Consider the following 26961-nt stretch of genomic DNA (forward strand, 5'->3'; position numbering starts at 1 on the left):
GTCGTGTTGCGTTGCCCTTTCGTTTTTCCATAACGTAAAGGAAAGCAATATGCTAAGTCCAAAACCCGCATTGCTGGCCATGATGGTCGGTACTCTGCTCGCCTCATCTGCCGCTCATGCTGCCGCACCGGGCAAACCCGCCATCGGTTGGGGCCCCACCAAGTTTGCCATCGTCGAAGTCAATCAGTCTGCGACCGCTTATAACGAGCTGGTCAAGGTCAAGGATGGCGCCGATGTGACCGTCACCTGGAACATCTGGAGCGGCGATATTGGTCAGAGTGCCAAGGTGCTGCTGGATGGCCAGGAAGTCTGGTCCGGTCCCTCGTCGGCGGCAGGCACCGCCACCTTTAAGGTGCACAAGGGGGGCCGCTATCAGATGCAGGTCGCGCTGTGCAACGGCGATGGCTGCACTCTGTCCGATGCCAAGGAGATCGTGGTCGCCGACACCGATGGCAGCCACCTCGCGCCGCTCAAGAGCGCTCTGCAGGAGAATAATAAGCCCTATGTTAATAAATCCGACAAGGTGGTTGGTTCCTATTTTGTCGAATGGGGGGGTTATGGCCGCAAATTTACGGTAGACAAGATCCCTGCGCAGAATCTGACCCATATTCTCTATGGCTTCACCCCGATTTGCGGTGGTGATGGTCTCAATGACAGTCTCAAGGAGATCGAGAACGGCAACAGTTTCCGTGCACTTCAGAATTCATGTGCTGGTCGTAAGGATTTCCAGGTTGCCATTCACGATCCCTGGGCGGCAATACAACAGGGACAGGGGGCACTGACAGCTTGGGACGAGCCCTACAAGGGTAACTTCGGTAACCTGATGGCCCTCAAGCAGGCCTATCCAGACCTGAAAATCCTCCCCTCCGTCGGTGGCTGGACCCTGTCTGATCCCTTCTATTTTATGCATGACAAGGCCAAGCGTGACGTATTCGTCGCCTCGGTCAAAGAGTTCCTGCAGACCTGGAAGTTCTTCGACGGTGTCGATATCGACTATGAATTTCCGGGCGGCGACGGTGCCAACCCCAATCTGGGGGACAAGAGCAAGGATGGTGAAACCTATGTGCTGATCATGAAGGATCTGCGCGCCATGCTCGACGAGCTGGAAGCCGAGACCGGTCGCACCTATCAGCTCACCTCTGCCATCGGTGCCGGTTACGACAAGATTGAGGATGTGGACTACAAGGCTGCCCAGCAGTACATGGATCACCTCTTCGTGATGAGTTACGACTACAACGGTGGCTGGAGCAACACCTCTCTGGGCCATCAGGCCAACCTGTACCAGGCCACCAATGGCTCGGCCAACAAGCGCTACAACACCGATGCAGCAGTGCAGCAACTGCTGGCACAGGGGGTCGATTCCGGGAAGCTGGTGATCGGGGCTGCGGCCTATGGTCGTGGCTGGAAAGGGGTGAGCGGCTATCAGGGCAACGATCCTTTCACCGGCACTGCCACCGGCAAGATCAAGGGCACCTGGGAAGATGGCGTGCTGGACTATCGCCACATCGTCAACGGCCACATGGGCGCGGGTTGGGAGTACAACTACGACGAGACCGCCGAAGCGGCCACCTTGTTCAAGCCCTCCACCGGCGAGCTGATCACCTATGACGACGAGCGCTCGGTCAAGGCGAAAGGCCAGTATGTGCTGACTCACAAGCTGGGCGGTCTCTTCTCCTGGGAGATCGATGCCGACAACGGCGACATCCTCAACGCCATGCACGAAGGGCTCGGCCATGGCGAGGGGATCACCCCGCCGGTCAACAAGCCGCCGGTTGCCAACGCGGGTAGCAATGTGACCGTGACCGGTCCGGCCTCCCTGACGCTGGATGGCTCCGCTTCTCACGATCCGGAAAAAGGCACCCTGACGTACAGCTGGAAGCAGCTCTCCGGCCCACAAGCCGTGCTGGGTGATGCCACTCAGGCCAAGGTGCGGGTCGATGTGAATGCCGTGAGCGCCGATACCGCGCTGGTGTTCGAGCTGACCGTGACCGATGACCATCAACTGACCGCCAGGGATGAGGTGGTGGTGACCAACAAGGCGCCGCAACCCAACCTGCCACCAGTGGTCACCCTGCCCGCCAGCGTCAAGGTGGAAGCGGGCAAACAGGTGAGCATCACTGCCAAGGCATCCGACCCCAATGGCGACGAGCTGATCTATCAATGGCAAGTGCCTGCCGGTATCACGGCGACCGGCCAGAGCAGCGCCACCCTGGTGGTCACCGGCCCGGCGGTCGATGTCGAAACCGGTTATGACCTTTCCGTGACCGTCTCTGACGGTGCGCTCGACGCCAACGCGGCAACCCGCCTCACCGTTACCCCGATCAACGAAGGCGGTGAGGGGGGCTCTTGCAATACCACCGACCCGGAAGCAGCCAGCGTCCCTGCATGGCAGGTCAGCAAGGTCTATAACGGCGGTGACAAGGTGAGCCACAACCAGCTGGTATGGCGTGCCAAGTACTGGACTCAGGGCAATGAGCCGAGCCGTTCCGCCGATCAGTGGGCGCTGCTGAGTCAGGTTGATCTGGGCTGGAACGCGGCCGTTGCCTACAACGGCGGTGATCTGACCAACCACAACGGCCGTCAGTGGAAGGCCAAATGGTGGACCCAGGGCAACGAGCCGGGCAAGCACGATGTCTGGCTGGATGTCGGGGCGGCAAGCTGCCGTTAAGTCGAGATCGTTATGATGGTAACGGGGTCTGTTCAGACCCCGTCTTTTCCTGCTGAAAAATTTAGCCAGAGAGCAACAATAATGAAAAAAAATCGCATCACCCTTCTGCTTGCCAGCTTGCCAGCTTGCCAGCTTGCCAGCTTGCCAGCTTGCCAGCTTGCCAGCTTGATGCTGAGCGGCCACCTGTGGGCGGCCGAGGCATATGACATCAACAAATCCTATCCGGGCGGTAGCCAGGTCAACTACAACGGCCAGGTGTTCGAGGCCAAGTGGTGGGTCAATCCGGGTCAGACTCCCGGCATGGCGGTGGCCAACGAGTGGGATACCCCGTGGAAACTGATCGGCGAAGGGGAAGTGACCCCACCGGATAATGGCGATGACAATGACAAGCCCACGCCGCCGACCCCCACCCCGCCGGATGGCAGCACTACCCCTGTTTACATGAGCCAGGCCGAGCTGGATGCCAAAGAGCAGGCGCTGACCGATTTCCCGGCGATGGAAGCGGTCAAGGCCTCCATTGCTACCCGTGACAATCTGGTGGTGGAAGCGGTGCAACCGGGTCGTGCCAATAACCCGGACAACGTCAAGCTGGTAGAGAGCCTGCTGAGCGAAAGCCAGTTCAACTACCTGTTCCCGCTGCGTGCTCCGGAGTATACCTATCGCGGCCTGTTGCAGGCGGCCGCCAAGTTCCCGGCCCTGTGCAGCAACTACAGCGATGGTCGTGATGCCGAGGCCATCTGTCGCAAGACCCTGGCGACCATGTTCGCCCACTTCGCCCAGGAGACCGGCGGCCACGAGAGCTGGCGTCCGGAGGCCGAGTGGCGTCAGGCGCTGGTCTATGTCCGTGAAATGGGGTGGACTGAAGCGATGCGCGGTGGTTACAACGCCGAGTGCAGTCCCAGTGTATGGCAGGGTCAGCAGTGGCCATGCGGCACCTTCGACAATGGCGAGTTCAAGAGCTATTTCGGTCGCGGTGCCAAGCAGCTCTCTTACAACTACAACTATGGCCCCTTCTCCGAGGCGATGTTCGGCACGGTGCGCACCCTGCTCGACCAGCCGGAGCTGGTGGCCGACAGCTGGTTGAACCTCGCCAGCGCGGTGTTCTTCTATACCTATCCGCAGCCGCCCAAGCCCTCCATGCTCCATGTCATCGACGGCACCTGGCAGCCGAACGAGCACGACAAGCAGAACGGTCTGGTACCCGGTTTCGGGGTGACCACCCAGATCATCAACGGCGGGGTGGAGTGTGGTGGCAGTGCCGAACACGCGCAGTCCCAGAACCGCATCAACTACTATCGTGAATTTGCCAACTATCTGGCCGTGGCGGTTCCCGCTGACGAAGTGCTCGGTTGCAAGAACATGAAGTACTTTGACAACCAGGGCTCCGGTGCCCTGCCCATCTACTGGGAGCAGGACTGGAGCTATGTGGCCGAGAACCCCAACGGCGGCAAGAGCTATGCGTGCAAGCTGGTGGGCTACCAGACCCGCTTCAGCGCCTTCAAGGAGGGTGACTACAGCCGCTGCGTCCAGCACTTCTATCCCGAGCTGGTGATTGAAGACAATGGTGGCGGCACCAACCTGCCACCGGTGGCCGCTATCACCGGCCCGGCGCAGGCTGAAGGTGGCAGCAAGGTGATCTTGTCCGCCCAGCACTCCAGCGATCCGGAAGGCAAGCCGCTGAGCTATGCCTGGACCATTCCGGCCGGCGCCGCGGCCCCGGCGCTGGATCAGGTGACCCTGGAGCTGACTCTGCCCAAGCCGGCCAGCGATACCAAACTGGATATCAAACTGACGGTGGCCGATGAAGGGAGCCTGAGCCGTAGCGCCAGCCACGCCCTGCTGGTCAAAGGGGAAGAGGGGGGCGTGACGCCGCCGGATGGCGACTACCCCGCCTACAAGGCAGGCACCCCCTACAAAGCGGGCGAGCGCGTCAGCAATGGCGACGCCAGCTACGAGTGCAAACCGCATCCCTACACCGGCTGGTGTTCCGGTGCCGCCTGGGCCTATGAGCCCGGCAAGGGAACCGCATGGAGCGATGCCTGGATCAAGCTGTGATCCGGCAATGAGCCGATGCAATAAAAGATGGGGCCTGCGGGCCCCATTGTTGTTTGGTGGAGTTCAGGTGTGGCCGAGGTATTGCTCTGGCCGAGACAGGACAGCACCTGATGGCGCTGCGACAGGATGTGTGTGATGTAGTTTTATTACTATTATTGGTGAAATACTTTCACGGCTCATTTGCCGTAGCGGAAGTAGTATTCACGGGTGGATGGTGCATAGGCATCTTTCTCTACAATGCCGCTCTTGGTGGTTGCGCCCTTGAGGCGGAGCAGGACTGCCAGATTCTCAAACATGGTTTACCTCATCGCTCTGTCATTTATGGTTATGGTGTGTGACCTAGGTCACGGTTTGATCCTATGGCCATTTGTGAGCTGGATCAACTTTTTGCGTTGTAAATTTACCAAAATCATGGAAAGGGTTTTCAAATGCAAAGCTCTTTATGGAAAGGCTTTCCCGGGGTGACGGGGGAGAACCTGCTTGCCAGCCAGCAAAAGAGGCCAGCGAGCGAGAGCCATATATAGAGAAGGAAGCATGCCTGATGACTTGCGCGTTATCGGGGTTTGAGCCGATTTATGACATAAAACAGAGAGATAGCGTGCTCCTTGCTGGTAAAAACAGCGAACTGCTGCAATTTTGACTAAACGAATCAATCGCAGTTATTTTAGGGTTGACAGCAAAGCGGGTGATGCCTATCATGCGCCTCCGTTGCCGGAGATAACTTCGTCAGCGCCGAGGTGAGTTGGGGTTATAGCTCAGCTGGGAGAGCGCTTGCATGGCATGCAAGAGGTCCGCGGTTCGATCCCGCGTAGCTCCACCAAATTCTTGTTACAAGAAGCAAAAAGGCCACCGCATCGCGGTGGCCTTTTTGTTTGCTCCCGCATTCCTTTTCCCCATACTTCTGCGCTTTTTATATGTAAATCCATTGCTCCAACGAAAAAGCCCGCGGGTCTCGCGGGCTTTGGTTGCACTATTCAGATGCGCCGTGGTTAACGGCGACGGCGCCAGGCCAGCGGCAGCAGGGCCAGCAGGCCGAGTCCCAGCGCACCGCCACCGGATGAGGTGTCCGGTTTGGTGGCATCGCTCTCCAGTCGCAGGTCGACGATGATGGGATCATGGTCGGAGGCGCTAAAGGGGTTGTCAGACTTGATCATGTCGCCGGTGAAGTCCCGTACGTATTCGAACAGGTTGCTTTCGTATGAGTTGATATGCCAGTCTGCGACCGCCACTACCTTAGTGGCCAGCGCCGGGTTGGCGAGGGCGTAGTCTAGGGTGCCGAGCTCAGCCTCATAGCTGTAGGAGATGGCCTTCTCTTTGTTGAATTTGACATTCAGGTCGATCAGACCGTAGCTTTTGGTGACTTCGCTGCCGGTTTGTTCATAGACTTTGTCGCCGAGGAAGGTTTTGGCCGCCGAAACGATCTTGCGCTGGCTATCGGTTGGCACATAGTCGGTCAACACTCTAATCGCGTCTTCTTTGGCGTAGGAGTTGAAATCACCTACCAGCATTACCTGGCCCGGCAGTTTGCTGACCGCTTCACCCAGCACCTTGGCGGCGGAAACCCGAAACTCTGTGCATTTGCCTTGCAGGTCGGCAGGCTCTTTGCCATCCAGATTTTCCAGACAGCCTGACCCCTTGGACTTGAGGTGGTTGACCACCAACGTCAGTGGTTCCTTGCTGCCCTTGACGGTAAAGGTCTGCACCAGAGCGTCGCGCTGTGAAGCCTGCTTCTCGGCACCTTTCGCATCCTGATATTTTTGTACCGGTAGTGTGATGATGTTGGCATCACCCTGTGGGGTCAGCTTGGCTGGCCGATAAATCATCGCCACCATAATGGCATCGCTACCGAAGAAGCGCTCCTGATCGAGCAGTGATTTTGGCACAGTTACGAAGTTGTACTGCTTGCCTGAATCTTTTTGCTTGGCATTGAGACTTTGCACCAGATCGTTGATGGCGGAATGATCATCAAAACCGTTATTTTCCAGTTCCATCAGGCCAAGCACGTCAGCATCCATCTCGGTGATCGCGTTGACGATTTTGGTTCGCTGTTGCTGGAAGTCCTCCAGATTTTTGGCGCCCCGGTTACATGCATCGCTGTAGCTGCTGCCACACAGGGGGTTTAGTGCTCCACCAATAGCAGGATTACTGGTGAAGTAGTTGAGTACGTTGAAGCTGCCGACTCGCAGATCTGATCCAGCGGTTCGGGCAGGGGCATTTTGGCGATCGTTGTCGCTGGTCCGCAATAAGTCACCTACGGTAATCATCTGATCTTTTGGCACAATCAGCCGGTATTCGTTGTAGCTGTAGCTCACCATAGCTTCCAGATTGACCGGCGCATCGCCGATTCGCAAGTAGCCCAGCTCAGGTTCCCAGTTAGGTAGCCAGGGAAGTTTGCCATTAGCGGCTTTGACATCTGATTCAAGAAACACTCTGTTGCGGGCATTGTTTTTGGCCAATGCCTTGGCTTCTTTGCTGTTGGCTGCATACAGCTGTGTTGGCTTGAAGAGTGGTTCCATGTGGGATAGGACAAGGTTGTTGCGCTTGGCGGCGTAGTCATAGCTGAAGTTACGGCTGATCTTCAGCGCACTATCTGCATCGAGCCTGATGCGCATCCCTTCATGTCTTTCAAGTGCACGGGCCAAGTTTTCATTGTCCAGTACCCGGAAGGGGGTTGCCGCGGGGGCCACCCCTTGAGCAAGTACCTCCATCCTTGGCGTTGTACCATCTTTGACTAGCTTCAACTGGGTGTGGCCATAATATTCGGCGACTTTGGCTTCCAGACAGACTTGGGCGCCAGGCTTGATATCAGGGTTGTTATTGAGGAAGTTTTTGTCTTCCGGGAAGACAAAAATGCCATCCGAGGTTTGTGGATTGCCATCTCCAGTGGGATCAATCAGATAAAAACCCTGATTGAGACTTTCTCCAAGTGCCGAGACAACAGCTTTGACATTTACGCTTTGCGGGCTTTCAAATTTATCGGCTGGAATGAGCGGACTCTTGTCACCAATACCTTGAATAACCGGTATGGGAGTGAGGGCCCCGTCAGCTGGGCAGGTAAATGCGGCGTAGACAGAAGGAGATGCAAGTGCCAGCCCCACGGCCAGCGACAGCAGGGTTCGAGTACCTTTCATAGGTGTTCCTTTTTTATTTTTGCCAGTGATTCCATAGCCTTGGCTCGTTGACCAAGGGCGCGCATTGTCACATTTCTGGCATGTCGTACCAGTGAGCCAACGCACATTAAGCGAATCTGAGAAGGTGCGGAAAAGCGTTTTTTATGATCCCTGTAACAGTATGATTTTTTTGATAAATCAATCAATTCTAACCCTGTGTTCATGACGCTTTCGTGGCAGGGGATAATTCTCTTTGAGAATAAAGATTGAGGGGGGAGTGTTGCCTTTCTATACTGGGCTCGTTCCTCACGGAACCCAGGTAAAGGGCAAACCGGCAGTGATGTCGGGGCGCAATGCCTCCGGTCTGGATCATGGATCCAGATAGCGGGGTTTCCCTGGGTGAGGGTGGTTTTTGTGGCAGGTCCATTGCCAGTTGTCTGCGCCCATCACGCAGGTTGCGATTGTTCTTTGCCTTGGTGAACCATGCCAAGACAAAACAAGGAAGATAACAATATGCAACAGCTCTTCAGACCCAGCAGGCTTGCCATGCTGGTCGCCCTTGCGGCTGCGCCAGCCTGGGCTCAGGCCGCTTATCCCGCCTACAAGTCCGGCACGGCCTACAAGGCTGGCGATATCGTCAGCAACGTCGGCGCCCTCTACGAGTGCAAAGAATTTCCCTATTCAGGCTGGTGCGGGGCATCCCCCTATCACTATGAGCCGGGTGTCGGCGTGGTCTGGGCCGATGCCTGGAAGCTCTATGGCGGCGAAGTGCCCCCTCCGGCGCTCGGCGTGGCCGTCAGTTCACCGGCTACCGGTGCCAGTTTCAATGAAGGCGCCAGCGTGGCGTTGGCGGTGACCCTGAGCGGCCCGGTGACGGCGCTGGTCAAAGTCGAATACCTTGTCGATGGCAAGCTGGTCGCCACGGCGAACGCTTCGCCCTGGAATGCCAGCTGGAGTGCCGCCGGTGTGGGGGCCCATGTCCTCAAAGCGCGCGCGCTGGATAAAGATGGCAAGCTGCTGAGCGAGGCAGATTCCAGCTTCAGCGTCGCCGCCGTGGCCGCGCCAGAGGCGCCCAAGGCGAGCATCAGCAGCCCGGCCAGCGGCGCCAAGGTGACCCTGGGTCGCAGTGTGGCGGTGAGTGGCAATGTCACCGATGCCAACAACGATGTGGCCAAAGTTGAGCTCTATGTCGATGGCAAGAAGGTGGGCGAAGATACCACAGCCCCCTGGCAGGTGAACTGGACGCCGGATGCCAAGGGCAGTGCCGCCCTCAAGCTGGTGGCCACAGACAAGACCAATCTGAGCGGCGAGTCGGCGGCGGTGACCGTCACTGTCGAGGAAGCCGCGCTGCCGCCCGATGGCGGTAACCTCTCCTGTGATATCCGCCAGATCTACCGTCCGGATGGCTACGAGTGCATGGGGGATGACCATGCCCGCCGGGTCATCGGCTACTTCACCTCCTGGCGCACCGGCAAGAATGGCCTGCCCGCCTATCTGGTGAGCGATATTCCGTGGAACAAGATCACCCACATCAACTACGCCTTCGCGGCGGTGGATGAACAGAGCCATCAGGTCAAGGTGGACGACGCTGCCACCAAGATGACCTGGGATGGTGTGCCGGGTGCCGAGATGGATCCTGAATTTGCCTACAAGGGCCACTTCAACCTGCTGTCGAAGTACAAGAAGCAGTATCCGGATGTGAAGACCCTCATCTCCGTCGGGGGCTGGGCCGATACGCGGGGCTTCTACACCGCCACCACCAAGGGTGACTGCTCGGTCAATACTGCCGGTATCAACACCCTGGCTGACTCGGCGGTGAGCTTTATCCGCCAGTACGGCTTTGACGGGGTCGATATCGACTACGAATACCCCACCTCGATGAAGGATGCGGGCAACCCCAACGATTTCCCGCTCTCCAACCAGTGCCGGGCCAAGCTGTTTGCCAACTACGAGGTGCTGATGAAGACCTTGCGGGCGCGGCTCGACAACGCCGGTAACGAAGATGGCCGCAAGTACATGCTGACCATCGCCTCACCGGCCTCGGCCTATCTGCTGCGCGGGATGGAGAACTTCCAGGTCACCCGGTACCTCGATTACGTCAACCTGATGACCTATGACTTCCACGGTGCCTGGAACCACTTTGTCGGTCACAACGCGGCGCTGTTCGACAACAATGCCGACCCCGAGCTCTCCCACTGGGGCGTCTATACCCAGACCCAGTTTGGCGGCATCGGTTACCTCAACGCCGCCTGGTCTGCCCACTACTTCCGCGGTGCGCTGGCGGCCGGCAAGATCAACGTCGGTGTGCCCTATTACACCCGCGGTTGGCAGGGGGTGAGTGGTGGCAGTCACGGGTTGGGTGGCAAGGCGGCCTTGCCGAGTCAGAGTGATTGTCAGCCGGGCACCGGTGGCAGCACCATTCCGTGCGGCAACGGTGCGGTCGGCATCGACAACATCTGGCATGATCTCGACAAGAATGGCAAAGAGATCGGCGGTGGCGCCGTTCCCATGTGGCATGCCAAGAACCTGGAGAATGCGGCCAGCCTCGGCATCACCACGTTGCCGAGCTACGGCACCGCCTGGGGTCTGGATCCCAACAATCCGGCTCACGTGATGCAGGGCAAGTATGTGCGTTACTACGATGACAAGGCCCACGCGCCCTGGTTGTGGAACGAAGAGAAGAAGGTGTTCCTCTCTACCGAAGATGAAGAGTCCATGGGCCACAAGCTGGACTACATCATCAAGCGCGGTCTGGGGGGCGTGATGTTCTGGGAGATGGCGGGTGACTACGCCTTCGATCCGGCCAAGAACGAGTACGGGATGGGCAGCACCCTGACTACTCTTGCCTACGACAAGTTCGCCAAGGCAACCCCGTACAACACCAAGCAGAATGATCTGGCCGCGCCGAGCGCCCAGCTCGACATCCAGGTCAGCCTCTCCGGCTTCAAGGAAGGGGACTCCAACTACCCGATCAACCCGAAACTCAAGCTGGTCAACAAGTCGACCCAGACCATTCCGGGCGGCGCGCGCATCGAGTTTCTGGTGCCCACCTCCACCTCTGACACCATCACGGATCAGAGTGGCATGGGGCTGAAAGTGGTGGAGAGTGGTGGCAACGACAACTCGGAAGGCATAGCCAACGAGAAGGACTTCCACAAGGTCGCCATGAACCTGCCGGGCTGGCAGACCCTGGCGCCGGGGGCCGAGATTGAAGTCGCGATGACCTACTACCTGCCTGCGGCGGGTGTGCCGAGCGGGATGCGCATCATCAGCGGCAGCCAGACCATCGGGCTCAAGGCTGAGTTCCCGACCCTGCCGGAGGCCGTGCTGGGCTCGGGTGGCGGTGAGAATCCGGGCACCAGCTGCAGCAGCCAGAACGTCAATCCGGCGGCCTACAAGGCCTATCCGAGCTGGCCGCAAGGGGATCATGCCAATGGCGGCGATCGCATTACCCATAACAAGGTGGTGTGGCAGGCGAACTGGTGGACCAGCAGCGAGCCCAAGGCAACCGATGGCAGCTGGAAATCCGTATGTAGCTATTGATTTTAAAATCAATGAGATAAGTGAGGCTTCGGCCTCACTTTTTTTGTCTGATTGGTCGCTCTGGTTGAAAATGCGTCTGCCTTTCCTGACAGGCAGCCTCTATAATAGAGTCGATTAATAATCAGATGGATATCAGCGTATGGCGAGTATATTGGATTCCGTTGATCAACGAACTCAACTGGTGGGTGAAAACCGCCTCGAGTTGTTGATGTTTCGTCTCGGCACCCGTCAGATGTTCGCCATCAACGTATTCAAGGTGCGGGAAGTGGTCAAGCTGCCCCACCTCAGCAAGATGCCGGGTTCCCACCACAATATCAGCGGGGTGGCCAATATCCGCGGTACCTCGATCCCGGTGATCAACCTGCGCAGCGCCATCGGTATGCGCCCCATGCCCATCGACAGTGAATCCAACCTCATCATCACCGAGTACAACCGTACCATTCAGGGCTTTCTGGTGGGGCAGGTGGCCAACATCGTCAACATGACCTGGAAGGATATCCTGCCGCCGCCGCGCTCGGCCGGGCGCGCCAACTACCTCACCGCCATCACCCGGATCCCGGAAGAGGGGGTCGATCAGATTGTCGAGATCATCGATGTGGAGAAGGTGCTGGCGGAGATCATTACCTATGACATCCGGATCTCCGAAGAGGTGCTGGATCGGGAGATCTTGCCCGAGATGCATGGCCGCAAAGTGCTGATCGTCGATGACTCCAGCACCGCCCGCAATCTGGTGCGCGAGACCCTGGGCCAGCTTGGGCTTGAGGTGATCGAGTGTCAGGATGGTTTGCAGGCGCTGACCCTGCTCAAGGGGTGGTGCGATGCTGGCAAGAAGGTGACCGACGAGATCCTGCTGATGATCACCGATGCCGAGATGCCGGAGATGGACGGCTACCGCCTGACCCACGAGGTGCGCAGCGATCCGCGCATGTCCGATCTCTTTATCACCCTCAATACTTCACTCAGTGGCAATTTCAACGAGGCCATGGTCAAGAAAGTAGGTTGTGACCGCTTTATCTCCAAGTTCCAGCCCGATCTGCTGGTGGGCGTCACGCAGGAGCGGTTGCGCCAGGTGCTGGAAAACTGAGAGGCAGCCAACCGGTTTTTCTCAATCAATAACAAATCATCCCGCTTCGGCGGGATGTTTGTTTATGGGATATGGCTCAGAGAGGCGAATTATTGGCTGAGCAGCGGCTCCATAAAGCGGGCCACTTTATCGCGGATTTGGGGCTGGGCCGCCGGGGTGGGATGAATGCCATCGTTCATCATAAGTTCAGGGCGCTGCGCAATATCATCCATGAAGAAGGGCAGCAGCGGCAGATCGTTGATCTCTGCCAGTTCAGGGAAGATCTGCTCGAACTGGCGCAGGTAGCGGGCACCGTAGTTGCGGGGCAGCTGGATCTGGGTCAACACCACACGGGTCTGCTGCTCCTTGGCGAGCGCGATCATATTGGCCAGATTCTGGCGAGTAATGGTCGGCGCGAAGCCGCGCAGACCGTCGTTGCCCCCCAGTTCGATCAGCAGCCAGTCGGGATTGTGCTCTTTCAGCAGGGCGGGCAGACGGGCCAGCGCCCCTTGCGTCGTTTCACCGCTGATGCTGGCATTGAGCAGGGTGTGTTTGCCCCCCTCCTCCTGCCATTTCTGGTTGAGCAGGGCGGGCCAGCTCTGCTCAACTTGCATCTGATAGCCGGCGCTCAGGCTGTCTCCCAGCACCAGCAGGGTCTGGGCCTGAACCGACGAGATCAGGCTGCCAAGGCCAACCAACAAGGCAAACAGAATACGCACCATCAATTCAACTCCCGCTATGGATTGCCATCAAGGGATTGGAACAAAGGACACAGAGCATGAGTTCAACCCCCATTATTGTCGTCAAGGGCCTCGGCAAATCGGTTCGCCTCGGCCAGGAAAGCCTCACCATCCTTGAAGGGATCGATCTGCAAGTCAATAGCGGCGAGACGGTGGCTCTGGTCGGCGCCTCCGGCTCCGGCAAGTCCACCCTGCTGGGGCTGCTAGCCGGACTCGACCTGCCGAGTCAGGGGGATATCGAGATCCTCGGAAAATCCCTGGGTGAGCTGGATGAAGAAGGGCGGGCCAGATTGCGCGCCGAGCAGATCGGCTTTGTGTTCCAGTCGTTCCTGCTGCTCCCAACCATGACGGCGCTCGAGAATGTGATGCTGCCCGCCGAGTTGCGCGGTGGGCGGGATTGCGAGCCAAGAGCCCGCGAGCTGCTGGCCGCGGTCGGGCTTGGCGAGCGGTTGCACCATCTGCCGCCACGGCTCTCTGGCGGTGAGCAGCAGCGGGTGGCTATCGCCCGCGCCTTTATGACCCGGCCCAGCCTGCTGTTGGCGGACGAGCCGACCGGCAACCTCGACAGCAAGACCGGCGAGAAGGTGATCGAGTTGCTGTTTGAACTCAATCGCAAGCATGGCACCACCCTGGTGGTAGTGACCCATGATCATCAGCTGGCCGAGCGTTGCCAGCGGCAGCTGGTCATGACGGCGGGCAGACTGGATCGCGAGGTGGCCCATGATGTGGTGTAACGGGGTGAGCTGCGGATCAGGCGGGAGATGCAAGGGATGATGCAGTGGCGATTGGGATGGCGGCTGCTTCGCCGGGAAGGTTTCAGCGGCGAGCTGCGCTGGTTTGTGCTGGCGCTGGCACTGAGCGTGGCGTGCGTCTTGAGTGTGGCGCTGGTGGCGGATCGGCTCGATGCCGGACTCAAGGCGTCGGGCCGTGATTTTATCGGGGCGGATCGGGTGCTGCGCACTGCCGCTGCTCTGCCGGATGGCTGGTTGGCCCGGGCGAAACAGGATGGCTTGGCGGTGCAGACCACCGTCAGCTTCAACAGCATGCTGTTTCACGGCGATGCGTTACAGCTCGCCTCCATTCGGGCGGTGCCCGACGGTTTCCCCTTCTACGGCAAGCTGGCGCTGGAACCGGCCCGCGCCCCGGCCCCCGGCGAGATCTGGCTCTCCGCCCGGGTGATGCAGCTGCTTAAGGCCAAAACGGGGGATGAGCTGGAGGTAGGCAATACAGTGCTCAAGGTGGCCGGTCTGCTTGGCGAGGAGCCGGATCAGGGCTTCAGCCCCTTCCTGCTGGCGCCGCGGGCGCTGATCCACAGTGCAGATATCGAGGCGACCGGCGCCCTGTTGCCGGGCAGCCGCCAGCAGTGGCGCTATCTGTTCAAGGGGCCGCGAGAGTCGCTGGCCCGTTACGAACAGTGGCTACTGCCGCAGTTGCAGGCCGGACAGAAGTGGATCAAACCGGATGACAGCGAATCCCGGGTGGGCCGCTCGCTGGCCAATGCCGAACGTTTCTTCCGGCTTGCCTCGCTAAGCGGGGTATTGTTGGGGGCGCTGGCGATGGGCATCGCGGTGCGCCACTTTGCCGAGCGCCAGACCAATATGGTGGCGCTGCTCAAAACGCTGGGGGCATCCCGTCGCTCGCTCTGGCAACTGATGGGAACCCTGCTGCTGTCGTTGACGCTAATCGGCGCGTTGCTGGGGCTGGTGGCGGGCACTGCCATGCAGTGGATCACCTTGCAACTGCTGGGGGACCTGCTGCCGCCGGATCTGCCGCCTCCCTCCTGGCGCCCCTTTGCTCTGGGTGTAGCGGTGGCGCTCTTTATCACCCTGCTGCTCGCTTTTGTCCCCTTCTTGCGGCTGCTGAAGGTGCCGCCGCTGCGGGTACTGCGCCGCGAGCTGGAGGCGGGTATTCCCCCCTGGCTGGCGCTGCCGGTCGGTTTGCTCGGGCTGTTTGTGCTGGTCTGGGGCTTTACCGCCGATGTGCGGCTGGCACTGGGTCTGGTCGGTGGCATGGGCTTGCTGATGGGGCTGCTGGCCCTGCTGGCGGCGCTGATGTTGCGGCTGGGAGCAAAAGTGAACGGGCCTCATGCCTTGCGGCTGGCGCTGGCACACCTGTCGCGCGAGCGCAGCAGCGGCCTGTTCCAGCTGGCGGGGTTTGCGCTGGCATTGATGTTGTTTGGTTTGCTCTGGGCGGCCCGGGTCGATCTGCTGGATGAGTTTTCGGCTCGTCTGCCCGTCGATGCGCCCAACCGGTTTCTGGTCAATGTGGCCGAAAACGAGCGGGAGGGGATCCTGAGCGAACTGGTCGCGGCGGGGGCCACCACCTCTGACTTCTATCCCATGGTGCGCGGCAGGCTGACCCATATCGCCGGTGAGGCGGTGGGCGAGGGGGCCAGCAGTGGCCGTGAAGGGGTCGATCGGGAGCTCAACTTCACCACCACAGCCACCCTGCCAACCGACAACAAGCTGGTGGCCGGGAAATGGCTCGCCGGCCCCGGCGAGGTGTCGGTGGATAGCGAGCTGGCCAAGCGGCTCGATATCAAGCTGGGGGACATGCTCGCCTTTACCATCGAGGGGCGCAGCTTCGGCGCCAGGGTCACCAGTTTGCGCAGCATCAAGTGGGACAATATGCGGCCCAACTTCTACATGATTTTCTCCGGGGATCTGCTGGCCCCCTTCTCAAGCACCTGGCTGGGCAGCTACCGGCTGCCCGAGGTGGGGCGCACTGCCGAGGTGGAGCTTATTCGCCGTCATCCCACGGTGAGCCTGATCGATGTGGATGATCTGATTGCGCGGCTCACTCAGGTATCGGAGCAGGTGAGCCGGGCGCTGGCGCTGATGCTGGGGCTGGTGACGGTGGCCGCGCTGCTGGTGCTGCTGACCCAGACCCAGGCCAGCATGGCTCAGCGTCGGCGCGAGCTGCTGCTGATGCGCACCCTTGGGGCCAGCAGCGACCTGCTGAAAAAGATGTTGCGCTGGGAGCTGGTGGCCAGTGGTGCGCTGGCGGGGCTCTGTGCCGCCATGGTGGTGGAGCTCTGCTCCCTTGGCCTGCAGTGGTGGTGGTTCGAGGGGCAGTGGCAGTTCCACTGGGCCATCTGGCTCGGCCTGCCGACGCTGGGAGCCTTGCTGGTGACGCTGGCGGGGCAGGGGATGCAGCGTCAGCTGCTGGCTGGCACCCTGAGCGATCGGCTGCGGGGGTTGGGTCAGGGGTTGTTGTAACCCCGCCAGAACGAGCCGATGCCACAAAGTGCAATCGAGCATCCACAATAAGCAAGCAGCCCGGCCATTGGCCGGGCTGCTTGTTATGTGAGGTGTTGGCGAGCGAACGCAGCGAGTTAGCGGGGCTCGTGCAGCAGATTGGTGAGGGCTCTCGGCAGCTCGGGATAGCTGAAGTGAAAACCGGCCTGTTGCAGCCGAACTGGTATCACCTTTTGTCCGGTCAGCAGCAGATCTGCCGCTTCCCCCATCACCAGTTGCAGCAACGGCGCGGGGACGAAGAAGAGGTGCGGGCGGTGCAGCGTCGCGGCCAGGGTCTGGCTGAACTCCCGGTTGCTGACCGGATGAGGCGCAGTGCCATTAAAGATGCCGCTGCACTCTTCGTGCTCCAGCAGGAACAGCATGGCGCGCACCAGATCCTGCACATGGATCCAGCTCATCATTTGGCTGCCCGACCCCATGGGGCCGCCGAGTCCGAGCCGATAGGGGGGGAGCATTTTGGGTAGCGCGCCGCCATCCATGCCGAGTACCAGCCCGATCCGCACGATACAAACCCGGGTCTGGCTACTCTGCGCCTCCTGCGCCAGGGTCTCCCACTGCTGGCAGAGCTGGTGGGTGAACTCGTCGTTGGGGGAGCGGCACTGCTCGTCGAGGGTTTCGGTGCCCTGTCTGCCATACCAGCCGATGGCGGAGGCGTTGATCAGCACTTTGGGCGGTGTACTGGATAGCTTGATGAGATCCACCAGCTGCTCGGTCAGCAGCCAGCGGCTATCGCAGAGCAGCTGTTTGCGCGACTCGCTCCAGCGTCCGGCGGCGATGGGTTCACCGGCCAGATTGATCACGGCGTCCACGTCATTGAGGTCATCGAGCCGGTCGAGGTTATCCAATACCTTGATATCGTGACCCAGCAGGGTGTAGGCCCGGCTCCCCTGCCTGCTCAATACCACGACCTCGTGATTGACCTTGAGATGGGCAACCAGCTTGCGGCCGATAAAGCCGGTTCCTCCGGTAATAAGAATCTTCATCGCTGCACGCTCCTGCTGCCGTTTGCTCTACTCTAATGGCGCTGCCCCGCTTCAACAAGGGAGATACCGAGAGAACATATTGTCACCTTGATATGTGTTAACCATATCTCCCCTTGGTAACATATTGTTGAACAATACGCTGATTTGATTGATTTTTGTAAGGTGGACATTTGTTGAGCGGTCGCTATTATTGCGACCCTTTGCGCCTGTCCACCGGGGTTGCTACCACTCATCGTGTATCAAAGAGGCCACCATGCCATTTCGCCGTCTGAAACTTCGCCAGCTCTCCATGAGGATTCTTATGGCGCTAATGATGGGGTGCGGGATCCTGTTGCTAGGGGGTATTTCCGTCATCTGGCAAACAGTGACGGAGATCGAGCAGGATGCCGAGTCACGGTTGCAGCGTGCCCAGCTGATGTTTGATCGTACCTTGGGTTATGCTCAGCAAGCCGCCATGAATGTGGAGAAGGTGATTGGTGCTCCCTGTGCAGAGGCCGCCTTGCTGCTGCGCGAGCAGGTGATCATGGTTCCTGATGTTCGTTCGGCCAACCTGACCATCGGTCGCCAAATCTACTGTACGTCTCTGTATGGCGAGTATGATGGCCCCATGGGGCCGGACAACTATGTCGACGGTAAGCTACAACTGTTCAGCGGTAATGACACAACACCAGATAGACCGCTTATTGTGCTGCGTCATGAGGTTGAGAAAGGGAGTGCGCTGATCGCTGTGGATGGCTACTACCTGCTTAATACCCTTGATATCGCCAGCAAGAACTCCTCGATGGCCTTGGTGGTCGGTGACAACGCGCTGTTTGGCTCAGGTCAGGTCGCGGCTGCGCCCTCTCCCGCTGAGGAGGGGTATATGGCACTCTCGTCAGCCAGCTTCCCATATCAGGTAGCGACACTGGTGACGAAGGATGATTATCTGGCCCATGCATGGCGCTACTCCAGAGACACGCTGCTCCTCTCTCCGCTGCTGGCATTGCTGATTGGCTTCGGTACCTTCAGGCTGATGGGGCGTAGCAGCTCGCCAGCGGAGGAGCTCAAGCGGGCACTGATCGAGGAGGAGTTTATTCCCTACCTGCAGCCGGTGGTCACTGGCGCTGATGAGCAGTGTCGCGGTTGTGAGGTGCTGATGCGCTGGCAGCATCCCAAACAGGGGATGATCTCGCCGGATCGCTTTATTCCGCTGGCGGAAGATAGCGGCCTGATTGTGCCCATGACCAGCCTGTTGATGGCCCAGGTGCGGGATCACTTCGCCCCTCACGCCAGCAAGCTGCCGGCAGGATTTCATTTCGGTTTCAATATCTGCGCCAGCCACTGCAAGGATCTGAGTCTGCTGATCGATTGCCGGGCCTTTATCAATGCTTTCAAGGACAACCCGGTCAAACTGGTGCTGGAGCTGACCGAGCGGGAGCTGATCGTGGCGGACGAGACGACCGACCAGCTGTTTGCCGAGTTGCGTCAGCTGGGGGTCATGATCGCCATCGATGACTTTGGTACCGGCCACTCCAGCCTGACTTACCTGCAGCAGTTTCAGGTCGACGCATTGAAGATCGATCAGAGCTTCGTCGGGATGATCGGCTCCGATGCCCTCTCCAGCCATATTGTCGAGAACGTGATCGATCTGGCGACCAGACTGGGGCTGCAACTGGTGGCCGAAGGGGTGGAGACTCAGGTGCAGGCGGACTATCTGCAGGCGCGTCACGTCGATTATCTGCAAGGGTATCTCTACGGCCGCCCCATCCCGATGAAGCAGTTCCGCCAGACTCTGTTTGGCTGATGGGTTGCGTTGAGGGTACAAAAAAACCAGCGATCTCTCGCTGGTTTTTTTGTTGGTGCCGTTTGATCTGACGATCAGAGCATGCGCTGGAGAGCGCGGGCCAAGCGTTTGACCCCCTCCTCGATGGTCGCTTCATCGACGCAGGAGAAGCTCAGGCGCAGGGTGTTCTTGATCTCGGGGCGCACATAGAAGGGGGCGCCGGGCACGAAGGCCACCTTCTCCTTGATCGCCTCGTCAAACAGCGCCATGGCACTGATGTGGGCTGGCAGGGTCAGCCAGAGGAACATGCCCCCTTCCGGTCGGGTATAGCTGACGCCTGGCGGGCAGTGACGGGCCAGCGCAGCCTCCATGGCGGCACGTTGGCGGCCATAGACCTCCTTGATCTTCTCCAGATGGGCATCCAGCGAGTTATCGCTCAGGAAGCGGTGCAGCACCTGCTGGCTGAAGGCGTTGCTGTGCAGGTCGGTGGCCTGCTTGGCGATGGTCACCTTCTTGCGCAACCAGTCCGGCACCAGCATCCAGCCCAGACGGAAGGCGGGTACCACGGTTTTCGAGAAGGAGCCGAGCAGCACGGTATTGTTCGGCGCCAGCTTGGCGATGGGGGGCAGATGTTCACCTTCGAAGCGCAGCTCGCCGTAGGGATCATCTTCCACCATCACCAGCTCATGGCACACCAGTCGCTCGGCCAGTGCCTCGCGGTTGGCACGGCTGTAGGAGACGCCGCTCGGGTTCTGGAAGTTGGGCACACCGTAGAGCAGTTTGGCATTGGAGCCGCTTGCCAGCAGCGCATCCAGCGCCGCCAGATCCAGCCCCTCTTCTTCAAGGGTGATCGGCTTGAAATTCGGTTGATAGACAGAGAAAGCCTGAATGGCGCCAAGGTAACCCGGTTCTTCAATGATCAGATCCTGACCCTCGTCGATCAGCACCTTGCCCAGCAGATCCAGCGCCTGCTGGGAGCCGCTGGTGATCAGGATGTTGTCCGGATTGACCTGCATGCTGTGGCGGGCCAGATAGCGGTCTGCGATATACTGGCGCAGCGGGGCGAAGCCCTCGGTCGCCGCATATTGCAGGGCGGCAGCCCCTTGCTCGCGCAGTACATCCTGACAGGCCTGATCGATCGCCTTGACCGGAAACAGGTGGGGATTGGGCAGGCCACCGGCGAAGGAGATGATCTCCGGATTGGCGGCAACTTTGAGGATTTCACGGATAAAGGAAGGCTCGACCTTCTCGAAGCGCTGGGCAAAAAACGGCTGCATAGACAATTCTCTCGGCATGTGGGCGGTCGCTCCATTCGACCACCAGGTTATCCGTTTGTATCAGATTTCAGAATTGAGGCAATGATTGTCACAAAAATCGCCAAAAAAGGGCTGGATTGGCACCAGCCCGAATTTTGTCTGCCCATGTGGCGCAAACGCGTTGAATTGAGTTGAGGCTATCTTGCTTTGTTGACGAGCTGCTGACCTTACAAACCCGGTTCCTTCAGGAAGCTGATCATCAATTCAGTGTTGGCGCTAAGTTGGCTTTCTACTCTGCCCGGGAATAGTTCAGCCATCTTGTCGAGGCGGTCGTACTGGGTATGCCAGATTTTTCCCCACTGGGTTTCGCCATCACGATCGCAGGCGCTCTTGGTTGTGGCGTCATAGCAGTCCCACAGCGCTGGATTGGTGCTTTGGGAGTAGCCGTCATAGCCATCAGCTCCGTTGATGGTGAAGTTGGTCGCTTCAACGTAGGCGATCGGCACCCCCAGGCAGGCAAAGGGGGCGTGATCTGACCAACTACCGGTTTCCCCTTCCGGATAACCGCTGTAGCTAGGGTGAATGGCAAACGGGGTGGCAGTCTGCTTGGAGATGGCTAGCAGGCGATCTCGTACCTTGGGATCGAAACTGTAGCGGCTCGGATCGGCGCAGCTGTATTCGGCAACGTCCGAGTGGGCAGAGTGGACGTAAACGATGTCGCCCCCGGCGATGGTGTCGTAGTTCACCATTGCCAGCAGACGGTCAATTGCGGTGCGGTCCAGACTGGCAGCGTAAGCCTTGGATCCGTTGAGACCGTTCTCCTCCGCGCCGAGGAAGGCAAAGCGAACCGTGTAGGGCAGAGTTTGTCCCTTAAGCGCCTCAGCGACTGCCAGCAGAGCAGCGACGCCAGCACCGTTGTCAGTGGCCCCTTCAGAACCCTTCTTGTCGCCCGTGCTGTCGTAGTGGGCGCCGATCAGGATCACCTTGTCACTTTTTCCCTTGAGCTCTGCGATCAGGTTTTGGGAATTTTTACTGGCGCCACTTTTGGTGTAGGTGAAGGGCTGACGTTGAACATCGTAGCCCCAGCCAGCCAGATGATCCTGGATCCATGCTGCGGCACGGGTCTCAGCCTCTGTCCCCGTGGGACGAGCGCCAATTCCTTCTGCGGTTGAACTCAATTGCACCAGATACTCATAGGCCTGCTCGGCGGCGGTAGGGGCCTGCGAGTCATTTGTTGAAGTGTCGCACCCTGCAAGCAAAGTGGTGATGGCAAACGCCAATGCTGTGTGTTTCATACTGCAATCCTTTGTTGTGTATGGTTTTATTTGCGCAGGCAGCATGCGCTCGACGCGTGACCGATTCTGTGAACCGATCGGCATTTGTCAACCGTTGTGGATGAATTGGTGAGAGATGAGGGATTTGTTTCGCGAAACACTTGCGCCTTGGGCCTATCTTGGGATAATTCGCTCCCCTGTTTTCGCGGGCGATGACATGATGCGCCGCGAGCGGTCCCGTTCGGGATCGGACACAAGATGTATTACCCGGATTGATGAAATAACGAGACCATTATGCCTGTGACCCAAGATGTATTTAACGAAGACGGCAAGTTCATGCGCAAGATCCGCAGCTTTGTCCGTCGCGAAGGCCGCCTGACCAAAGGGCAGGAGAAGGCCCTGGAAGAGCTCTGGCCGGTCATGGGTATCGATTTTGCGCCAGCGCCGCTCGATATGGTCGCGCTGTTTGGCCGCGAGGCTCCGGTGGTGCTGGAGATCGGCTTTGGCATGGGCGCCTCTCTGGTCGAGATGGCCAAGAATGCCCCCGAGAAGAACTTCATCGGCATCGAAGTGCACTCCCCGGGCGTGGGTGCCTGCCTGGGCACCGCTCAGGAAGCGGGTGTCACCAATCTGAAAGTGATCTGCCTCGATGCGGTTGAGGTGCTGGAGCACATGATCCCGAACGGTTCACTCTCCTGCCTGCAGCTGTTTTTCCCGGACCCCTGGCACAAGAGCCGTCATCACAAGCGTCGCATCGTACAGCCTGCGTTTGCCCAGGACATTCGCCAGAAGCTGGCCATCGGTGGCGTGTTCCACATGGCGACCGACTGGGAAAACTATGCCGAGCACATGCTGGAAGTGATGAGCGCCGCCGAGGGTTACGAGAACACCTCCGCCACCGGCAACTGGGTGCCCCGTCCGGACTGGCGTCCGCTGACCAAATTCGAACAACGTGGCCACCGTCTCGGTCACGGGGTTTGGGATCTGATTTTCAAGCGTGTCAGCTAAGCTGGCACGTCAACACACCTAGCGTATCAACTAACTTGAGGAGCTATCATGGCCAATCGTAGCCGCCGCCTGCGCAAGAAACTGCGCGTCGATGAATTCCAGGAAATGGGTTTCGACATCAGTTTCAACTTCCCGGTCGGCACTGCCGAAGAGACCATCGATGCGGTAGTCGATGCGATGATCGATGAGGTTATTGAACCCCGTAAACTGGCTTTCGCCGGTTCCGGCCACCTTGCCTGGGAAGGGATGATCTGCACCCAGCAACTGGGCAAATGTACCGAAGAAGACCGCGCTGCGATCAAATCCTGGCTGGAAGGCAAGGGGATGGAAGCCGTGGTGGTCACCGAGCTGTTCGACCTCTGGTACGGTGAGCCGGCCTGATACAAGGCTGCCGCATCTGGCGCCTTGTTGTGGGTAACTGGAAAAATCCCGCCGCTGGCGGGATTTTTGTCAGTGGGGATGGGATCTCCACCGCTGTTTTAGTCATGGAATCGCTTATTGCTTATGGTGTTGTCATCCGAATTACTGGCCAGCATCCTTGAAGAGGTGCGCCCGTTGCTGGGACAAGGCAAGGTGGCCGACTACATTCCTGCACTGGCTCAGGTTCCGGCCGATCGGCTCGGTATCGCAGTCTGTACCGTTGAGGGGGAGCTGTTCACCGCCGGTGACGCTTTTGAACCCTTCTCCATCCAGAGTATCTCCAAGGCCCTGAGCCTGACCCTGGCGCTCACCCTCTATCAGGAGGAGGAGATCTGGGCCCGGGTGGGCAAGGAGCCCTCCGGCCAGCCCTTCAACTCGCTGGTGCAGCTCGAGTTCGAACAGGGGATCCCCCGCAACCCCTTTATCAATGCCGGGGCGCTGGTGGTGAGCGATCTGCTGGAGACCCGCCTCACTGCGCCGCGTCAACGCACCCTCGAGCTGGTGCGACGCCTCAGTGGTAATCCCGCCATCATGGCGGATCAGGTGGTAGCCCGCTCCGAATATCAGCACTCTGCCCGCAACGCCGCCATCGCCTATCTGATGAAGGCCTATGGCAACTTCGAAAACGAAGTGGACAAGGTGCTGCAAAGCTACTTCAATGCCTGTGCCATCCGCATGAGCTGCGTCGATCTGGCGCGGGCATTTATCTATCTGGCCAACCGTGGGGTGCCATTGGGCGACAGCGTGCCGCTGCTGCCCGCCCGCACCACCAAACAGGTCAACGCCCTGCTCGCCACCTGCGGCCTCTATGACGAGGCGGGGGATTTTGCCTATCGGGTCGGCATGCCGGGCAAATCGGGCGTCGGTGGCGGTATCATCGCCCTGATCCCGGGCGAGCTCTGCGTCTGTGTCTGGTCGCCCGAGCTCAACAAAGCCGGCAACTCGCTGGCGGGTACGGCGGCGCTGGAGCTGCTGGCCGAGCGGCTGGGTCGCTCCATTTTTTAACCTTGTTCACTATGAATCGAGAAATCACCATGAAACGACATCTTCGCTTCCTGCAGGCCGCGCTGGCGACCTTACTGCTCTGGTGTGCCCTGCCCGCCGTGGCAGGGGAATTGCCACCGCTCTCGCTGGCCGATGCCAAGGCCAAACAGGCGGTCATCCTGGATACCCGCGCCAGCTACTTCTATCAGGGGTGGCCGATGGAAGGGGAGAAGCAGGGCGGTCATGTGGCGGGCGCCGAGAATCTCTCTGCCGAGTGGAAATACAGCGATGAAGAGTGGCCAAAAGCGCTCGAGATCAAGGGGCTGAAAGCCGATCGTCCGGTTGCGCTCTACGGTGCGTCCCGCGAAGTGGCCGAGGTGGCCCGTCTGCTGCGCAAGCAGGGGATCAAGCAGCTGTTCGAGCTGCAGGGGTGGCAAGCCGCACCGCGCGAGTCGCTGGCACGCTGGCAGCAGCTGGTCTATCCGCGCTGGCTGGCGGATCTGCAAGAGGGCAAGCCGGTTGTAGCGGCGCCCAAGGGTGACTGGAAGCTGTTTGAAGTTGATTGGGGTTCACCCAAGGCCTACCTCATCAGCCATATCCCGGGGGCCGGTTATATCGATACCAACAGCCTCGAAGAGGAGCCACTATGGAACAAGGTCTCTGACGAGGCGCTCAAGAAGCTGCTGCTGGACAACGGCATCCGTCACGACACCACCGTCATCCTCTATGGTCGCAACACCATGGCCGCCGCCCGTGCCGCGCATCTGATGATGTATGCGGGGGTGGAAGATGTGCGCCTGCTGGACGGTGGTCTGGATGCCTGGTTCGTGCAGCATCTGCGCACCGAAACCGGTCTGCCCAACAAATATGAGCCGGTGAAGGAGTTTGGTGTGGCCATTCCTGCTCACCCCGAGTACTACACCACGCTAAGTCAGGCGAAAGAGCTGCTCAAGCAGCCCGATAGCGCACTGGTCAGTGTGCGCACCTGGGACGAGTTTGTCGGCAACACCTCCGGTTACAGCTACATCAAGCCGAAGGGCGATATCCCGGGGGCCAAGTGGGGTCACGGCGGGGTGGACGCCAACAGCATGAGCGATTTCCATAACCCGGACGGCACCATGAAGCCAGCCCGCGAGATCCTCGCCATGTGGGACCAGTGGAACATCGAGCCGACCCAGCAGGCTGCGTTTTACTGCGGTACCGGCTGGCGTGCCTCCGAGGCCTTCTTCTACGCCTGGCTGCTGGACTGGAAACAGATCAGCGTCTACGACGGCGGCTGGTACGAGTGGAGCATGGATCCCAAGAACCCGACCGTGACCGGTGAGCGTCAGCCCGCCAAGTCATAATTGCGCTCTAGAGAAGAGGCCGGACAGATGTCCGGCCTTTTTCATTGCTCGCTCCCCCAAGCTGGATGAGAGCACCGGCATGTACCGCTATTACGATGACGAAGGGCGCGAGGTGATGATCAAGAAGGATGACGTCACCCAAATCATGGAGTGTTGATCTTCTTTTGAGGCTTGGGGCTGCCAGTTGGCGGCCCTTTTTGTATTCAGGGGGGATAGCGTTTATCGAGGTTGTGATCCTCCGATGAGGCGGCACTGGCGCCATCCCGGACCGGATACAGCTCCTGTTATGGTTCGGTCCGTATCATAACGCTCCGTTTTTTATTGGAGGTGTTATGTCCCTGAACTCTATCTGGCGTAAAGCGTGTTCCGGTCGTGCTCTGTTTGGCGCTCTCTTGTTGGTGGCGGCGTCGGCTTGTCAGGCCGGTGATGATCAGTTCACCCTTGGCCGAACCATCTTGCTGGGAATTGGTGATCATGGCGCCACCATTCCGATGGTTGCATGCCGTCAGACCAAATATATCAAGGTGAAGGCGGAGCGTGATTTGACGCTGGATCGGATCGTGGTGACATATGGCAGCAATCGTACCAAGACCATCAAATTTGATCGCGATATGCGTGCTGACAAAGAGACCGAATGGAAATCTCTCGGTTCCAGAGTCTGTGTAAAACGGCTGGAAGTGTACGGCAATTCGGAAGGCAGCAAAGCGGGCGTCAAAGTATTTGGTCGCAAATAAGCGAGCGCTGAAGCACTGTTATTAAAAATAATGGCGAGCCGTGGCTCGCCATTATTTTTAATGGGCGGGTCCGCTATTTTTTCGGTCGAAATGGCTTGATGACGGTCTCATCGCACTCGAGATAAGGCCCTTCCATCAAATCGATGCAGTAGGGGATGGCGGGGAAGACCGCATCCAGACACTCGCGGATCGACTTGGGCTTACCCGGCAGATTGACGATCAGGGCATCGTCGCGCAGCCCTGCAGTTTGGCGCGACAGAATGGCGGTCGGCACAAACTTGAGGGATTCTGCCCGCATCAGCTCGCCAAAGCCCGGCATCATGCGATCACACACCGCCTCGGTCGCTTCCGGTGTCACATCCCGCTTGGCCGGGCCGGTGCCGCCTGTGGTGACGATGAGACAACACTGCTCTTCATCCGCCAACCGGATCAGGGTCGCTTCAATCTGATCCTGCTCATCGGGGATCACCTGATAGACGGGTTCCCACGCCGAGGTCAGATAGGCGTTCAGGGTGTCGATGATGGCCTTGCCGGAGAGGTCTTCATAGATGCCCGCGCTGGCGCGATCGCTGACGGTGACGATACCGATTTTTGCCTTGCTCATGGTCTGCTCTTGAATGTCCGATAAAAGTGGCAATTAAAATAACATAATCAGCGAGATATGTTAAACCGTCATAAGATCAGGGCGGGAGCACACTTTGTTGATATTTTAACCAAAGAATAACTGAGCCCGATAGTCGTCATTCCAGCCGGCTCTT

Annotated in this window: 18 protein-coding genes, 1 tRNA gene, 1 pseudogene and 1 riboswitch; of the genes and pseudogenes, 14 read left to right on the top strand and 6 right to left on the bottom strand. The window is 59.0% G+C overall.

What is annotated here, in order from left to right:
- The first annotated feature begins 49 nt into the window (after nucleotides 1-49).
- The 3 genes from PG888_RS08635 (at nucleotide 50) to PG888_RS08645 (ending at nucleotide 5543) form a co-directional block, all read left to right on the top strand.
- Nucleotides 50-2668, top strand: coding sequence for a glycosyl hydrolase family 18 protein (locus PG888_RS08635; RefSeq protein ID WP_270693264.1), 2619 nt, complete (start codon nucleotides 50-52; stop codon nucleotides 2666-2668).
- Nucleotides 2669-2749: 81 nt separating this feature from the next.
- The gene (locus tag PG888_RS08640; RefSeq protein ID WP_442866241.1) at nucleotides 2750-4723 is read left to right on the top strand and encodes a glycoside hydrolase family 19 protein; all 1974 of its coding nucleotides are present in this window, start codon (nucleotides 2750-2752) and stop codon (nucleotides 4721-4723) included.
- Nucleotides 4724-5467: 744 nt separating this feature from the next.
- Nucleotides 5468-5543, top strand: a tRNA-Ala gene (locus tag PG888_RS08645).
- A 169-nt stretch (nucleotides 5544-5712) separates the two neighbouring features.
- Here the strand turns inward: PG888_RS08645 and PG888_RS08650 are convergent.
- Entirely contained in the window at nucleotides 5713-7854 is a 2142-nt protein-coding gene (locus PG888_RS08650; RefSeq protein ID WP_270693265.1) for an ExeM/NucH family extracellular endonuclease, read from the bottom strand.
- Nucleotides 7855-8148: 294 nt separating this feature from the next.
- Nucleotides 8149-8231, top strand: a riboswitch (cyclic di-GMP riboswitch).
- Between the two features lie 115 nt (nucleotides 8232-8346).
- On the opposite strand from PG888_RS08650, the gene PG888_RS08655 reads away from it, so the two are divergent.
- Both PG888_RS08655 and PG888_RS08660 read left to right on the top strand, forming a co-directional pair.
- Nucleotides 8347-11376 (top strand): glycosyl hydrolase family 18 protein, encoded by a 3030-nt coding sequence (locus PG888_RS08655; protein ID WP_409450781.1) that lies wholly within the window; start codon nucleotides 8347-8349, stop codon nucleotides 11374-11376.
- 139 nt (nucleotides 11377-11515) lie between these two features.
- Nucleotides 11516-12460: a chemotaxis protein CheV gene (locus tag PG888_RS08660; RefSeq protein WP_042060964.1), complete on the top strand. Its 945-nt coding sequence runs from the start codon at nucleotides 11516-11518 to the stop codon at nucleotides 12458-12460.
- Between the two features lie 89 nt (nucleotides 12461-12549).
- Here PG888_RS08660 and PG888_RS08665 read toward each other — a convergent pair whose 3' ends face one another.
- Complete coding sequence (locus PG888_RS08665) at nucleotides 12550-13161, bottom strand: arylesterase (protein WP_270693266.1); 612 nt, start codon at nucleotides 13159-13161, stop codon at nucleotides 12550-12552.
- Nucleotides 13162-13217: 56 nt separating this feature from the next.
- Here PG888_RS08665 and PG888_RS08670 point away from each other — a divergent pair, with 56 nt between their 5' ends.
- Together PG888_RS08670 and PG888_RS08675 are read left to right on the top strand one after the other, a co-directional pair.
- A complete protein-coding gene (locus PG888_RS08670) occupies nucleotides 13218-13913 on the top strand; it encodes an ABC transporter ATP-binding protein (protein WP_270693267.1) in 696 nt (231 codons plus the stop codon).
- Between the two features lie 36 nt (nucleotides 13914-13949).
- Nucleotides 13950-16397, top strand: coding sequence for an ABC transporter permease (locus PG888_RS08675; protein ID WP_270693268.1), 2448 nt, complete (start codon nucleotides 13950-13952; stop codon nucleotides 16395-16397).
- 116 nt (nucleotides 16398-16513) lie between these two features.
- Here the strand turns inward: PG888_RS08675 and PG888_RS08680 are convergent, their stop codons facing one another.
- The gene (locus PG888_RS08680; protein WP_270693269.1) at nucleotides 16514-17419 is read right to left on the bottom strand and encodes a TIGR01777 family oxidoreductase; all 906 of its coding nucleotides are present in this window, start codon (nucleotides 17417-17419) and stop codon (nucleotides 16514-16516) included.
- Between the two features lie 253 nt (nucleotides 17420-17672).
- On the opposite strand from PG888_RS08680, the gene PG888_RS08685 reads away from it, so the two are divergent.
- Complete coding sequence (locus tag PG888_RS08685) at nucleotides 17673-19202, top strand: EAL domain-containing protein (RefSeq protein ID WP_270693270.1); 1530 nt, start codon at nucleotides 17673-17675, stop codon at nucleotides 19200-19202.
- A 74-nt stretch (nucleotides 19203-19276) separates the two neighbouring features.
- On the opposite strand, the gene PG888_RS08690 is transcribed toward PG888_RS08685, so the two are convergent.
- A complete protein-coding gene (locus tag PG888_RS08690; protein WP_270693271.1) occupies nucleotides 19277-20458 on the bottom strand; it encodes an aminotransferase-like domain-containing protein in 1182 nt (393 codons plus the stop codon).
- 206 nt (nucleotides 20459-20664) lie between these two features.
- Entirely contained in the window at nucleotides 20665-21732 is a 1068-nt protein-coding gene (locus tag PG888_RS08695; protein WP_182938103.1) for a M28 family metallopeptidase, read from the bottom strand.
- Between the two features lie 273 nt (nucleotides 21733-22005).
- Here PG888_RS08695 and trmB point away from each other — a divergent pair, with 273 nt between their 5' ends.
- The 6 genes and pseudogenes from trmB (at nucleotide 22006) to PG888_RS08725 (ending at nucleotide 26203) form a co-directional block, all read left to right on the top strand.
- Nucleotides 22006-22719 (top strand): tRNA (guanosine(46)-N7)-methyltransferase TrmB, encoded by a 714-nt coding sequence (trmB, locus tag PG888_RS08700; RefSeq protein WP_270693272.1) that lies wholly within the window; start codon nucleotides 22006-22008, stop codon nucleotides 22717-22719.
- A gap of 48 nt (nucleotides 22720-22767) precedes the next feature.
- Nucleotides 22768-23100: a YggL family protein gene (locus PG888_RS08705; RefSeq protein WP_033135330.1), complete on the top strand. Its 333-nt coding sequence runs from the start codon at nucleotides 22768-22770 to the stop codon at nucleotides 23098-23100.
- Nucleotides 23101-23223: 123 nt separating this feature from the next.
- Nucleotides 23224-24144, top strand: a complete 921-nt coding sequence (gene glsB, locus PG888_RS08710; RefSeq protein WP_042658397.1) for a glutaminase B — start codon at nucleotides 23224-23226, stop codon at nucleotides 24142-24144.
- Nucleotides 24145-24173: 29 nt separating this feature from the next.
- Entirely contained in the window at nucleotides 24174-25469 is a 1296-nt protein-coding gene (locus tag PG888_RS08715; RefSeq protein ID WP_270693273.1) for a sulfurtransferase, read from the top strand.
- Nucleotides 25470-25524: 55 nt separating this feature from the next.
- Nucleotides 25525-25626: pseudogene (locus PG888_RS23160) on the top strand (DUF903 domain-containing protein); the annotation flags it as partial.
- A gap of 175 nt (nucleotides 25627-25801) precedes the next feature.
- Nucleotides 25802-26203 carry a DUF2541 family protein gene (locus tag PG888_RS08725; RefSeq protein ID WP_042012781.1) on the top strand — a complete coding sequence of 134 codons (402 nt, stop codon included), beginning with the start codon at nucleotides 25802-25804 and terminating at the stop codon, nucleotides 26201-26203.
- 73 nt (nucleotides 26204-26276) lie between these two features.
- On the opposite strand, the gene mog is transcribed toward PG888_RS08725, so the two are convergent.
- Nucleotides 26277-26807, bottom strand: coding sequence for a molybdopterin adenylyltransferase (gene mog, locus PG888_RS08730; RefSeq protein WP_270693275.1), 531 nt, complete (start codon nucleotides 26805-26807; stop codon nucleotides 26277-26279).
- Nucleotides 26808-26961 lie beyond the last annotated feature (154 nt).

The sequence above is a fragment of the Aeromonas sp. QDB23 genome, from assembly GCF_027707745.1.
Classification (GTDB): Bacteria; Pseudomonadota; Gammaproteobacteria; order Enterobacterales; family Aeromonadaceae; genus Aeromonas; species Aeromonas allosaccharophila.